Raw genomic sequence first — 13506 nt, 5'->3', positions numbered from 1 at the left:
CGGGCTCAGCCCGCCCCGCCCACCACGAAACACGCCGCCGCCATTAGCGCACCGGCAAAGCGGTTGGAGCGGAACTTGGTGAGTGGGTCGGTGCCATCTTCCTTCAGCGTCAGCACCTGCCAGCCAAGGTGCGCCGTAATCGGCAGCAGCGCCAGCAGTGCCAGCGCATCGGGCCGCACCAGCCACACTGCTCCAGCCCAGCAGGCCAGCGCGAAGCCGTAAAGCACCGCCACGCCGGCCTTCACGTGCCGCCCGAACGACAGCGCGGACGAGCCGATGCCCACCAGCGCGTCATCCTCTCGGTCCTGCAGGGCATAGATCGTGTCATAACCCATGCACCACGCCCAGCAGCCCGCATAGAGCAGGCCGAGCGGCGCGAGTCGGTCGAAACCCGTCGCCTCGATCCAGCCGACCGGCGCGCCCCACGTGAACACCAGCCCCAGCCACGCCTGTGGCCAGCCGGTGATGCGCTTCATGAACGGATAAGCGGCAACCAGCGCCAGACTGCCGAGCGCGACCACTTGCGCCTGCCAGCGCAGCTGCAACAGCACGATCAGCCCGACTGCCGCCAGCGTCAGCAGCCAGATCCATGCCGCCTTCTTGCTGACCGCGCCGCTGGCGATCGGGCGGCTGGCGGTGCGCGCCACGCGGGCATCGAGATCAGCGTCCACGATGTCGTTATAGACACAACCCGCCCCACGCATGGCGATCGCGCCCAGCAGCATCCACGCAAGGATGCCCCAACGATCGATCCCCCCAGCGAGGAACAGCCCCCACGCACAAGGCCAGAACAGCAACCACCAGCCGATCGGGCGGTCGAACCGGGCCAGCAGCGCATAGTTGCGCAAGGTCAGCGGCAAGCGCGCGACAAGGCCCTTGTGTTCGCTGTCGGGAACGATCTGTGGCGTGTCGGTCATCGTGCGCGGCATAGCGCCGCGCCATCGGATCGGCTAGAGCCTGTCACCTATGCCCGCCACCCCCGCTTGGCCGCCAAAGTCGGCACCCCGCCTGTTCGTGCCCGGTCCGCTGGCCGAAGGCGCTGGCGTGGCGCTGGATGGCCCGCAAGCGCACTATCTGGGCAAGGTCATGCGCACCGGCACGGGCGATGCGGTGATCCTGTGCGATGATCTGACCGGCGAATGGCTGGCAACGGTCGAGGCGGTAGGCAAACGTGATCTGGGGCTGCGAGTGGAGCGGCAGTTGCGCCGGCGCGAGGCGGTGCCAGACTTTTGGCTGTGCCCCGCACTGCTGAAAAAGGACCGCTTCGATCTGGTGCTGGAAAAGGCGACCGAACTGGGCGTGGCCGCAATCCGCCCGGTGCTGACCCGACGCTGCGTGGCCGACAAGCTCAATGCCGAGCGCGCCCGCGCCATTGTGACCGAGGCGGCGGAGCAATGCGCGCGCACTGCACTTCCAGCGCTGGCCGAGCCGGTCAGGCTCGACGCCCTGCTGCGCGACTGGCCCGAAGGCCGCACGCTGTTCTTTGCCGACGAAAACGGCGGCGAACCGGCCCCGCGCGCCTTTACCGCGCATCCTGGCCCTGCGGCATTGCTGGTCGGCCCCGAAGGCGGTTTTGACGATACCGAGCGCACCGCGATTCGCGCACATCCTGCCGCCGTGCCCATCGCGCTGGGGCCACGCATCCTGCGCGGTGAAACGGCGTCGATCGCGGCGCTGGGGTTGTGGATGGCGCTGTGTGGCGATTGGGTCTGAAGTAGCCGCCTTTGACGGCACACGTACCCGACCGCATGACAATTCCACTGGAACGAAACCGCTTTACGATCTAGGGCCCGGCCATGAGCACGCGACAGGTTTCAGATAGCAACGAACCCTTCATCGAAAGCCGCGCGGAGCTCGTGGCCCCGATGCAGAAGGGAGAAAAGCCGCGCGGACGCTGGCGGATCGGCACCGAGCACGAGAAGCTGGTCTACCGCAAGGCCGACCACCGCGCCCCATCCTATGAAGAACCGGGCGGCATCCGCGACTTGCTGCTGGGGCTTGAGGAATTCGGCTGGGAGCCGGTGCTGGAAGGCGGCAACGTGATCGCCATGTCGGGCAGCGACGGCGCGATCAGTCTTGAGCCTGCCGGCCAGCTTGAACTGTCGGGTGCGCCGCTCGAAAATCTGCACGAAACTTGCGCCGAAACCGGCCGCCATCTGGCGCAAGTCAAGACCGTCGGCGACCGGCTTGGCCTGGGCTACCTCGGGCTTGGTCTGTGGCCCGACAAGACCCGCGCCGAGCTGCCGATCATGCCCAAAGGCCGCTACGAGATCATGCTGCGCCACATGCCCCGCGTTGGCACGATGGGGCTCGACATGATGCTGCGCACCTGCACGATCCAGACCAACCTCGACTATTCGAGCGAGGCGGACATGGTGCAGAAGTTCCGCGTCAGCCTGGCCCTGCAGCCGCTGGCGACCGCGCTGTTCGCCAATTCACCGTTTCTGGAAGGTCAGCCGAACGGCTACCAGTCCTATCGCAGCCACATCTGGACCGATACCGACCCGGCGCGCACCGGCATGCTGGATTTCGTGTTCGAAGATGGTTTCGGCTACGATCGGTATGTCGACTACATGCTCGATGTGCCGATGTACTTCGTCTATCGCGATGGCAAGTACATCGACGCTTCGGGCCAGTCGTTCCGCGATTTCCTGAAGGGCGAACTGCCCGCGCTGCCCGGCGAACTGCCGGTAGCGTCGGACTGGACCGACCATCTGTCCACCGCCTTCCCCGAAGTGCGGCTCAAGTCGTTCCTTGAGATGCGCGGCGCCGATGGCGGGCCGTGGAGCAGCATTTGCGCCCTGCCAGCGCTGTGGGTGGGCCTGCTCTATGACCAGACCGCGCTCGATGCCGCATGGGACTTGGTCAAGGGTTGGGACATGGACGGGCGCGAACGCCTGCGCGCCGAAGTGCCCCGGCTTGGCCTGAACGCGCCGCTGCCCGATTCGTTCAACGGCGGCGGCGGCACCTTGCGCGATATTGCCGCGCAAGTACTCGACATCGCGCGCGCAGGCTTGTCGGCGCGCGGGCGGCTTAACGCGGCGGGCGACAACGAGACCGGCTATCTGGTGCCGCTCGACGAGATCGTTGCGCGCGGCAAGTCCCCGTCCGAGTCCCTGCTTGACCTGTACAACGGTGCATGGGGCAAGGATCTGTCCAAGGTCTACGAAGCCAAGAGTTTCTGATACTTACGGGAGGGATGTCGATGATCATCGTGATGGGAAGTTTCCGCCTGCCGCCCGAACAAGTGGAAGCTGCAAGGCCGCTGGCCGAAAAGGTCGTCACCGCCACCCGCGCCGAGGACGGTTGCATCGAATATGCCTATGCGCAGGATCTGTTCGATCCGGGCTTGTTCCGCATTTCGGAAAAGTGGCGCGATCGGGCCGCGCTTGATGCCCATTTCCGCACCGATCACATGAAGGTCTGGGCAGCCGAGCGTTCGGAACTGCTGACCTTGAGCGATCGCAACATCCGCATTTTCGAAACGGATGAAGGTATCGCGGTCTAGCTTGCGATTTACTCTGCCGGTTGTTCCGCTGGCGACCCGTCAAGCGGGGCCTGCGGGACGATCCGGCGGCGGTTTGCCACCAATCGCCAAAGCCACTCCAGCCGCGACGTGATGAACCCGTGCTGCGCCATCCAGGCGTGGTATTCGCGGTACTTGGCGTCCTCGGCCAGCAGATGCTTTTCCTCGGTCTTGGCGCGCCAGAAATAGACCGCGCTGACCAGACCCAGGGTCAGCGTGTTGCGCACGGCATCGACCAGCGAACCCGACGTCGCCAGAAACGGCAGCGTTACCAGCCACCAGAACGCGTTCTTTGAGATGTAGGCAGGGTGCCGGGTCCATGCGTAGGGCCCGTTGGTCAGCACGCCGCGATAGGTCAGGTTGGAAAAGCGCAGGCCGAACGCCACCGTCGCCCAGGCATAGATTCCGGTCAGCGTGACCATCAGCGCCGCCCACAACCACAGCAGCGCCGGATAACCCTGAAGCCAGTAGGACCAATCGGCGGTGTTCTGGTGGTAGTCGAGCACCGCTCCGCCGCCCATCATGATGAACGGAGGGTAGCACAGCAACGCCGACACCCATCCCGCCAGATAGGGATTGGCGCTGCGGATCTGCGCGTCGAGCGGCTTTACCGTCAGCAGGTAGCCAACCATCGCGATCTGCACGTCGATCATGAACATGAAATTGATCAGTGCATTGGCCACTTGCATCGGATCGTGCGGCACGCTGGCCCAGTCGAACTGCACCGCTGCGATGAACCCGCCCGGCAGGATCGAGAACATGAAGGCGCAGAAAAAGCCCTTCACCGCCCAGGCGCGCAAGTGGTTCCACACCTGCTCAAGGTCATAAGCTTCGCGCCCGATCAGCATCGCGCCGAAATGCCACGCACCATCGCGCGGATTGCGCAGCACGCGGTCGAGCCACAGCACATAGGGGATGGCGCCAAGGTACAGCAGCGGCGCCGAAGTGCCGAGCACGTCCATCGCGAACAGGTAAGGCCCACGCCAATACCAGCGGCCAAGGCAATAGATGAAGCCGATCAGCGACCAGGTGGCCCACAATCCGGCGATCTTGGTGATCGAGATGTCGACCACCTCGGGCAAGGGCCGGGGCTGCGCCCAGTCGATCCCGGTCGATTCGCGCAAGTGCACTTTGTCGACCAGCACCGACCACAGCACCATCGGCGTGCCCGACCAGATCACCGCCAACAAGGCGGCATCCGCACCATTGAGCCGACCGCCGCCCGCTGGCAGACCGATCAGCGGCGCCAGACTGTCCCAGTTCCGACAGATCGCCAGCCACACCAGCAGGCCGATCAGGCCGACCAGCCCAACGGCGGCAGATACGTCACTTTGCGGACGGGGTGGAATGGTCTTCATCGCCCGGAATTCCTAAGGCGCAAAGTTGAGGAAAACGTGAATGGGGCCAGATCGCGGGGCTGGCAAGCCCCAACCTGCCCCGATCAAACTGTAGCCGTTCACCGTTGCGAGGACTGCGGGTACGTGGCAATTCTCTGCCGCTGATGCCTGCCAGGCTCGTTTCGTCCCAATCACCACCTGTGAGAGGTTCGGTCCGTCCAGCAGGTTCCGGCATGCCAAAGGATACCCTGCCATGACCTTCGCGCCCCGCCGCCGTCTGTTTGCCATTCCTGCGCTACTACTCGCAGTTGCGGCGGCGCCTGCGGCCACAGGTGATCCGGTCAAGGGCAAGGAACTGGCCGAGAACTGGGGCGAGTTCGGCGGTTATGCCTGTGCCGGATGCCACGGCGCGGATTATCGCGGAAAGGTACCGGCACCCGCGCTCGCCGGTCGGCCAGTAGCAGAACTGAGCGCGCGATTGCAGCTATACCGCGCCGGCAAAGTCAGCGGCGGCAATGCCCAGCAGATGGCCGCCGTAGCCGCGACGATGGGCGACGAAGATGTCGCCGCCCTGTCGGCCTACCTTGCCAGCCTGCCTGCCAAATAGGGATCGGAGCGGCATCAGCGACACCAATCTCCCTGAGCGATTGTCACCACGGGCCAAGCCCGGGGTGACGGTTACAAGGGGGCGAAGGAATGATGGAGAGGCGCGGCAGCTTTCCGCCATTTATCGCTGGAAGCGGACTTTCCGGACACGACAACATTGCGGACATTGCCCCTAAAGCGGCTTACGCCCAGTTGCGGACGATCCGCTGGTCGGGCATCCCTTCACCCATGAAGCAGAAAACAGAACTAGAGCTGATAGCAGAAATTCGGCTCCACACCGTCGGCAACCGGCGGGAAGTGGAAGATAGCAAGTATGCTGGATGCGTTTCCTGCTGCGCCCTATTCAGCTCAAAGCAGGTGACTGAATGGAAGGACGAGTGGACTGCCCCGGAAAAGCAAAACCGGGTGAAGCGTTGGACTGCTAAATGCCCTGAGTGCGGAAGTGCCAGCGTCATTGGCAGTTCGACGGGATTGTTGGACAACCAAGCCTATCTACCTTGCGCCCAGCACTTTTTGCAGGAGCAAGCTAACAAGCGTAGGTGAACGTCCGCTCCCCACGACTTTCCCGCCGATCAAATCGCTATCGGCGCTACCCGATAGCGGTCCTCCGGTCAGGGCGGGATGTGTCGGTGCCGTTTAGCGGAATGCGGTGATCTTGCCGCCGTCGTCGAGCACATAAAGCGTGCCATTGGCCACCACCGGCGCCAGCGACACCGACGAGCCGACCTTGCCAAGATGGCTTAGGCTGCCATCGGTGACCGAGGCCGAAGCGATCTCACCGCGCGAATTGGCCAGCCACAGGCGGTTTCCGGCGAGCACCGGGCCAGTCCAGAAGATCGGGCCCTTCTTCTTCTTCTCGCTTTGGAAGTGCGGCAACTGGACCATCCACTTCACCTTGCCGGTGCCCTTGACGATGGCCAGCAGCTTGGCCTCGTCAGTCAGCGTAAAGATCCACTCGCCCGAGATCGCCGGGGTGGAAATGCCCGCAAGGTTCAATTCCCAGATGCGCTGGCCGGTGACCAGTTCATAAGCCGCCATGCGACCACCCTGACCCAGCGCATAGACGCGGCCACGCTCGATAATCGGATCGGCGTCGATGTCGGTCAGCGTCGAAACCGATGTCGCGATCGAGGTACGCGCCAGCGCATCGGACCAGAGTTGGCGACCGTTTTCATACCGGTACGCCACCAGTTCGCCCGAGCTGTAGCCCGCAACGATCGTACCCTGTCCGGCGGCGGGAGCGGCCACGCCGAACACCCCGGTAAGCGCGACCGAGCCGGATTCGTTCCACAGCAAGGTGCCATCGGCGCTGTTGAGCGCGGCGATCTGGTTGTCCTGCGTCATGACATAGACGCCGCCGAACCCGATCGTCGGCGATCCGCGCAGCGGGCCCAATGGCTTGACCCGCCACTTGATCTTGCCGCTGGCTGCGTCGAGCGCCGCGACTTCGCCAAGCCCGGTCGTGATGTAGACCACGCCATCATCGAATGCAGCACCACCGCCGAACACCGACGAGCTGGAATCGGGCAGGCGGAAGCTGGCAGTCCATTGCTCATGCCCCGAATCGGCGGAATAGGCGTGAACCAGTCCTTCGGTATCCATCACGAACAACCGGCCATCCCCGATGACTGGCGCAGCGGCCAGCCGCTGCTTGGGGCTCGACCCGGCAATGCCGACGCTCCACGCCTTCTGCGGTGCGGCGCCGATCGCCAGATGGCCCGATGCCTTGGACGCCGATCCGCCTGCCTGCGCCCAGTCGGTATTGGCGACCGGCGGAGGCAAGACCACCGAGATGCCGTTCAGTGCATCGTCGATCTTGGTTCCGGCCTCGATCCGCGACAGGATCGGCACCCGCTGGCCGACGGTCGGGGTAGTCTTGACCTTGCCTTTGGTGGCGCCGCATCCGCCCAATGCAAGCGCCAATGCGACGGAACCGGCGACGGCCAGCGAACGAATGGAAATGGCGGAAACACCGCGGACAGGGATGGCACGGATCATGGCAGGTATCGGCATCCTCGTGATTATTGCGCGCTCAACTGCACGGCGGCAGTCGGGTCTTCGATGGCGTCGATGCCCTGTTGCGCGGCCAGCTGGCGCGAGCGCCGCCGGAGCGTATCGGGCACGTCCTTGTCTTTGGCGATCGCGGCGAACAACGGGCCGGCCAGATCGCCCTTGCCCTGCTTCAGGTACGCGATAGCGACCAATTCGCCTGCGCTGCCGAACCACGGATTGCCCGGCACGGCAAACGGCTTGAGCCGGTCGATCACCTGCTGCGGCGGCATGTTGTCGAACTGCGCGGTGACTTCGCGGATCACCGCGAGGTCGCGATAGGCCTTGGGCGCAGCGCTGTCGGTGGCAACGGCGGCATAGAGCTTGACCGCATCGTCGCGCTTGCCTGCCTGCAACGCCAGTCCGGCCTGCATCAACCGCGCTGCCGCGCCATAGCCGGGGCCACCATCGGTGGCGAGCTTGGCAAAGCTTTTGTCGGCAAGATCGCCGCGTCCGCCCTCAAGCTGGTCGAGCGCCACGACGAACTGTTCGCCATGTTCGCCGGCCACGGAAGCCCGGTGGTTGTCGTACCATAGCCATCCAGCCAGCGAGACAAGCCCTGCAACCACGGCTACGCCGACCGGGCGGCCATAGCGGCGCAACAGCCGGGCAGCATCGTCTTCACGCAGCGCATCATCGACTTCGCGCAGGAACACATTGTCCTGTGCAATCTTGCGTTCGGCCTGGCGCTCAGCGAGCGATTTCGGGTTTGTCGGTAGAAGAGCCAAGACTGCGCTTTCGGCTGGAACAGGACAAGATCAAAACGGGTTTATCGTCAAAACTGGCGATAGTGGGCGGTTTAGCGGAGAACCGCGCCATTTCAACCGGCCATTTCGCATCTTTCCCGCTGTCGGGCACCCGGCATGAACCATTGGTGAAGTGGTGCGGCGCTGAGACGGCATCAGGGGAACGCCTCGCGCCCAAGCACGCGTGCGTAAAGAGCGGCGTAGCGGGCAACCATCGTCGCCTCGTCGAACTCGGCGCAGGCGCGCGTCTGGTTGGCCGCGCCCAATCGCGCGCGCAGCCCGTCGTCTTGGGCAAGCGCCGCCAGCGCGGCCGCCAGCGCCGCTTCGTCACCGGCCGGGGTTATGAACGGGGCGTTCGCGTCGGCCACCATCGCCGCCACATCGCCCACCGCAGGACTGGCAACGGCAAGCCCGGCGGCCATCGCCTCGATCACCGACAGCGGCGCCTGCTCGCTGTCGGACGACAGCGCGAACAGATCGAACAGCGCGATCGCCTGCGCCGGATCGGCAATGTGGCCGGGCATCAGCACGCGATGGCCGATATCCAGCCGCATCGCTTCATCCATGATGGCCCCGCGTTCCGGCCCCTCGCCCACGATCACCAGATGCCAGCGTTCGTCCATCGCGGCAAAGGCGCGCACCAGCCGAGGGAGGTTCTTGACCGGGCGAAGGCCGGCTAGTGTCCCGAGCCACTTCTCGTCGCGCCGCTTGATCACGCGGGGCAGTGCATCGGGCTTGCCCTTGCCGCCATAGCGCGCGGTGGGAATGCCGTTGGCAATACGCTGCACTTTGCCTGGCGGTTGCGCCCAAACATCCAGCGCGATGCCTTCCAGCATCGTCGAGGGCACGACCACCGCCGATGCCCGCGCCAGCGCGAACCGGCGATACCAGTTGCGGCTGCGCTTGAGCCCGTTCGCCTCGTCCGCGTTAAAGCCATCCTCATGATGGATCAGCGGCGCCAGCCCTTGCGCCGGGCCAAACAGCGCATGTGCCATACAGGCATCCATCGCGCCCCAGTTGTAGGTCAGAATCAGGTCGAACCCGCGCATCGCCCGCGCCAGGGTTTGCAGGCGACGCACGCCCCACCGCCCGGCCAGCGCCGGAAAGCCGAACGGCACGTGCACCGACAAGCCCGGCTCGATCAGCGCCATCGCGCCCATCGACCCCGGCTCTGCCGAGACGATGGCGTGGTCCACGTCCCTGCCAAAGCGGTTGATCAACGCGACGCAGCGCCGTTCCTTGCCCCCTGCGTTGAAGGTCGAATGCAAGTGCAGCACGCGCAAGCGGCGGGTCATTCCGGTACCCTCAGCCAACTTGCGCCAGCAGCGCGTCGATAGCGGCGATGCTGGCAGGTTCATCCAGCGTCGGGGCGTGGCCAATACGCGGCAGCACCAGATGCGCCATCGCCGGATTGCGCGCCGCCATCATCGCGGCGGTTTCGGCAGACAGGATGTCCGAGGTTTCGCCCCGCACCAGCAGCAGCGGCGCCGAGGCAAGCCCATCGAACAGTGGCCAAAGATCGACCGCAGGGGTCGCACCTCCGGGTATTTCGAATGGTTCGCCGATCTTCATGTCATAGTCGAACACGATCCGCCCGGCATCGTTGACCACCATCAGCCGCTTGGCCATGCGCAACCAGTCCTCCAGCGTGTAGTCGGGATAGATCGCGGCATTGGTGTCCTTCAGGCCGCGCGCCGCATGCATCCACGTTTCGAAGCTGCGCCCGCTGCCTACGTAATCGCGAATGCGCGCAAGGCCGGCTTCCTCGACCACCGGCCCCACGTCGTTGAGCACCGCCCCCGCAATCCGCCCGCCCCCACTGGCAGCCAGCAACATGGTCAGCAACCCGCCCAACGACGTGCCGATGGCAACGAACCGTACAAGCCCCAGTTGGGCCAAAAGCTGTTCAAGGTCGTCAAGGTACTGCGCCGGATTGTAGGTCATCGGATCGCGGGCATAGTCGCTTTCACCGCGACCGCGCATGTCGGGACAGATCACCCGCCAATGCCCCGCCAGCCGCCCGGCCAGTTGCTCGAAATCACGGGCGTTCCGCGTGAGGCCATGCAGGCACAGGATCGCAGGCCGTTGCGCGGCGTCAGCCCCATCCGCACCGCCCGCATAATCGCGGTATCGCAAGGTCAGCCCGTCGCGGCTGGTCCAACTGCCCGTCTCGAATTGCGCCATGAACGTCGCCCAGTTCCCTGCCTACGGTTCCCTGCTCACGCCAGGTCGGCGCATCGGGCCCTTTGGGGGTTGGGGGCAAAAGCGTCGATTCGCAAGGGCGCCGCTTGCGGCCAACCGCCTGCGCCCCCACTAAGGGCAGCATGACGATCCCGACCTATCGCGCCGCCCCCCGCATCCGCACGCTGGCCGACTGGCTTGGCGATCCGGTCCGCGCCGCCGACTTCCCCGAAACCATCCTGCGCTTTCGCAACGATCGCGCTGCGGCCACGGTGGGTCTGGCCGGTCTGGACGATGCTGCATGGCTGCGCCACTTCGGACGGTTCGAACCGCTGCCCGACAATCTGCCGCAGCCACTGGCGTTGCGCTATCACGGTCACCAGTTTCAGGTCTACAACCCCGACCTTGGCGACGGGCGCGGCTTTTTGTTCGCCCAGATGCTCGATGGCGACGACCGGCTGCTCGACCTTGGCACCAAGGGTTCGGGGCAAACGCCATGGAGCCGCCGGGGCGACGGCCGACTGACGTTGAAGGGCGCGGTGCGCGAGGTTCTGGCCACCGAACTGCTCGAAGCGCTGGGTGTCAACACCAGCCGCAGTTTCAGCGTGATCGAGACGGGCGAAGCACTTTATCGCGGTGACGAGCCCTCGCCCACCCGCTCAGCGGTGCTGGTGCGGTTGAGCCACGGCCACATCCGCATCGGTACGTTCCAGCGGCTGATGGCGCTCGAAGCGCCCGACGAGATGGCGCAACTGGTCGCCTATTGCCTCGCAAACTTCCCGGGATCGGCGGCACCGGATGCCATGGACGAAGACCGGACCAGTCCAGCAACGCGCCTGCTCAACCTCGTGGTCGAGCGGCTGGCGGACCTTGCGGCATCGTGGATGGTGGCGGGCTTCGTGCACGGCGTGCTCAATACCGACAACATGAACGTGTCGGGCGAGAGTTTCGATTACGGCCCCTGGCGCTGGCTGCCGCGCTGGGACGCCAGTTTCACCGCCGCCTATTTCGACGAGCACGGGCTTTATGCCTTTGGCCGCCAGCCGCAGACGCTGCACTGGAACTGCGGACAACTGGCAGTAGCACTGCGACTGATCGAGGACGCACCACCGTTGATCGAGGCACTCAACCGCTTTCCCGCACTGTATCAGCAGGCGATGGCGCGCCGGTGGTGCTGGCGGCTCGGCGTCAAATCACGCGGAAGCGAGGCGGACACGGCCCTGATCGCGGCGTGCGAGGCGGCAATGGTCGAGACCGGGGCGGGTCCGGATGCGTTCTTCTTCGCCCATCGCGGAGGGCGAGCGACAAATGGTGCGCTGGCCGACGCAATGTCGGGCTATCACCCTGTCGACGGCGCGCTTGCCCACCCGTACTGGTCCGATCCCGCGCCGCAAGCCATGCTGATCGACGAGGTGGAAGCCATCTGGGCGCCGATCGCCGAGGCGGACGACTGGTCCGCGTTCAACGCCAAGATCGCCGCCGTCCGCCGTCTGGGCGAGGCGATGGGACCACCACTCAGGCCCGGAAATCTCACCACAACGGATTGATCGAGATATTGATCGCATGCTTTGGCGCTGGCTTGCGCTGATTTCTTTCGTTACCAGACGCTGTCCGGATACCGCACTGACATGGAAGCTTTGACATTGGCCGACGATGAAATCGTCTCGTTCGAACCCGCCACCGGTGCCGAATTGTGGCGTGGCCGGATCGGCAACGTGGACGAGATCGTCGAGCGCGCCCGTCGCGCCTGGCCCGGCTGGGCCGCGCAACCGCTGGCCACCCGCATCGAACTGGTCCGCCGCTTCGCCAACGAAGTGCGCAAGGAATCGGACAAGCTCTCCACGCTGATCGCGCGCGAAACCGGCAAGCCGCTGTGGGAAGCTCGCACCGAAGTCGAAAGCGTGATCAACAAGGTCGAGATTTCGATCCGCGCCTATGCCGACCGCACGTCGCAGCGCAAGCTCGACAATGCGTTGCAGGGAGTGGCGGCGCTGCGGCACAAACCGCACGGCGTGATGGCGGTGCTGGGGCCCTACAACTTCCCCGCCCACTTGCCCAACGGCCACATCGTCCCGGCCTTGATCGCCGGCAACGCCGTGGTATTCAAGCCTTCGGAAAAGACCCCGGCCACCGGCGAACTGCTGGCGCAGTGTTTTCACCGCGCGGGGATTTCGGCGGCGGTGGTGCAAGTGCTGATCGGCGGCCCGGAAGAGGGCAAGGCGCTGGTCGCGCACAATGGCATCGACGGCGTGCTGTTCACCGGATCGGCCAATGCCGGCATCGCCATCAACCGGCGTCTGGCCGACGATCCGGGCAAGATCGTGGCGCTGGAAATGGGCGGCAACAACCCGATCGTGGTATGGGATACGCCCAAGATCACCGATGTCGCCACGCTGATCGTGCAGTCCGCTTTCACCAGCGCCGGTCAGCGCTGCACCGCCGGGCGCCGCCTGATCATCAAGGACACGCTCTATGACGGCGTGATCGACGAGGTGAAGCGCCTTGCCGACCGGATCATCGTGGGAGCGCCGTTCGATGAACCCGCGCCGTTCATGGGTCCGGTGATCGACAACCGCACCGCCGATGGCCTGACCGAAAGCTTCCTCTATCTGCTGTCCAACGGCGGCCGTCCGATCAAGCATCTGGTCCGCCTGCGCGAAGACCTGCCATTCCTGTCACCCGCCATCATCGACGTGACGAAGATGAAGGACCGGCCCGACATCGAGCTGTTCGGCCCGCTGTTGCAGGTCGTGCGCGTCACCGAGTTCGACGAAGCGATCGCCGAAGCCAACGCCACCCGTTTCGGCTTGGCCGCATCGCTGCTGGGCGGCAGTCCGCAGGACTACAACCGCTTCTGGGCAAACATTCGTGCAGGCGTGGTCAACTGGAACCGGCCAACCAACGGGGCCTCGTCCGCGGCGCCGTTCGGCGGGGTCGGGCTGTCGGGCAACCATCGGCCCAGCGCCTATTACGCTGCGGATTACTGCGCCTATCCGGTCGCCTCTACAGAGGTGGAACAGCCGCGCGCCAGCATCGGTGTCGGTCTGCGCGACGCCTGAAC

General features: G+C 65.1%; 13 protein-coding genes. 7 read left to right on the top strand and 6 right to left on the bottom strand.

Annotation, left to right across the window (positions count from 1 at the left end):
• Positions 1-5: 5 nt before the first annotated feature.
• Entirely contained in the window at positions 6-917 is a 912-nt protein-coding gene (ubiA, locus tag LDN95_RS14570) for a 4-hydroxybenzoate octaprenyltransferase (RefSeq protein WP_226018319.1), read from the bottom strand.
• Between the two features lie 49 nt (positions 918-966).
• Between ubiA and LDN95_RS14565 the strand changes: the two genes are divergently transcribed.
• From LDN95_RS14565 to LDN95_RS14555, 3 genes are all read left to right on the top strand, one after another.
• Entirely contained in the window at positions 967-1713 is a 747-nt protein-coding gene (locus LDN95_RS14565) for a 16S rRNA (uracil(1498)-N(3))-methyltransferase (protein WP_226018318.1), read from the top strand.
• Between the two features lie 83 nt (positions 1714-1796).
• Complete coding sequence (locus LDN95_RS14560; protein WP_226018317.1) at positions 1797-3185, top strand: glutamate--cysteine ligase; 1389 nt, start codon at positions 1797-1799, stop codon at positions 3183-3185.
• Positions 3186-3205: 20 nt separating this feature from the next.
• On the top strand, positions 3206-3508 hold the full coding sequence (locus tag LDN95_RS14555) for a putative quinol monooxygenase (protein ID WP_226018316.1): 303 nt from the start codon (positions 3206-3208) through the stop codon (positions 3506-3508).
• An 8-nt stretch (positions 3509-3516) separates the two neighbouring features.
• Here the strand turns inward: LDN95_RS14555 and LDN95_RS14550 are convergent, their stop codons facing one another.
• A complete protein-coding gene (locus LDN95_RS14550) occupies positions 3517-4884 on the bottom strand; it encodes an isoprenylcysteine carboxylmethyltransferase family protein (RefSeq protein ID WP_226018315.1) in 1368 nt (455 codons plus the stop codon).
• A 232-nt stretch (positions 4885-5116) separates the two neighbouring features.
• Between LDN95_RS14550 and LDN95_RS14545 the strand changes: the two genes are divergently transcribed.
• Positions 5117-5470, top strand: coding sequence for a c-type cytochrome (locus LDN95_RS14545; RefSeq protein ID WP_226018314.1), 354 nt, complete (start codon positions 5117-5119; stop codon positions 5468-5470).
• A gap of 89 nt (positions 5471-5559) precedes the next feature.
• A complete protein-coding gene (locus LDN95_RS14540) occupies positions 5560-6012 on the top strand; it encodes a hypothetical protein (protein ID WP_226018313.1) in 453 nt (150 codons plus the stop codon).
• Between the two features lie 93 nt (positions 6013-6105).
• On the opposite strand, the gene LDN95_RS14535 is transcribed toward LDN95_RS14540, so the two are convergent.
• The 4 genes from LDN95_RS14535 to LDN95_RS14520 all read right to left on the bottom strand — a co-directional run bounded on the left by LDN95_RS14535 (position 6106) and on the right by LDN95_RS14520 (position 10448).
• Positions 6106-7467 carry a PQQ-like beta-propeller repeat protein gene (locus LDN95_RS14535; protein WP_226018312.1) on the bottom strand — a complete coding sequence of 454 codons (1362 nt, stop codon included), beginning with the start codon at positions 7465-7467 and terminating at the stop codon, positions 6106-6108.
• Between the two features lie 23 nt (positions 7468-7490).
• Complete coding sequence (locus tag LDN95_RS14530; protein ID WP_226018311.1) at positions 7491-8246, bottom strand: tetratricopeptide repeat protein; 756 nt, start codon at positions 8244-8246, stop codon at positions 7491-7493.
• A 173-nt stretch (positions 8247-8419) separates the two neighbouring features.
• Positions 8420-9559 (bottom strand): glycosyltransferase family 4 protein, encoded by a 1140-nt coding sequence (locus tag LDN95_RS14525; protein ID WP_226018383.1) that lies wholly within the window; start codon positions 9557-9559, stop codon positions 8420-8422.
• 10 nt (positions 9560-9569) lie between these two features.
• Positions 9570-10448: an alpha/beta fold hydrolase gene (locus LDN95_RS14520; RefSeq protein ID WP_226018310.1), complete on the bottom strand. Its 879-nt coding sequence runs from the start codon at positions 10446-10448 to the stop codon at positions 9570-9572.
• Between the two features lie 140 nt (positions 10449-10588).
• On the opposite strand from LDN95_RS14520, the gene LDN95_RS14515 reads away from it, so the two are divergent.
• A complete protein-coding gene (locus tag LDN95_RS14515; RefSeq protein ID WP_226018309.1) occupies positions 10589-11992 on the top strand; it encodes a protein adenylyltransferase SelO family protein in 1404 nt (467 codons plus the stop codon).
• An 81-nt stretch (positions 11993-12073) separates the two neighbouring features.
• Positions 12074-13504, top strand: coding sequence for a succinylglutamate-semialdehyde dehydrogenase (astD, locus tag LDN95_RS14510; protein WP_226018308.1), 1431 nt, complete (start codon positions 12074-12076; stop codon positions 13502-13504).
• Positions 13505-13506: the final 2 nt, after the last annotated feature.

Origin of the sequence: Novosphingobium sp. FKTRR1 (assembly GCF_020404405.1) — a bacterium.
GTDB lineage: Bacteria > Pseudomonadota > Alphaproteobacteria > Sphingomonadales > Sphingomonadaceae > Novosphingobium.
The sequence above is the reverse complement of the archived record's forward strand: the minus strand, read 5'-3'. Positions and strand labels throughout refer to the sequence as shown.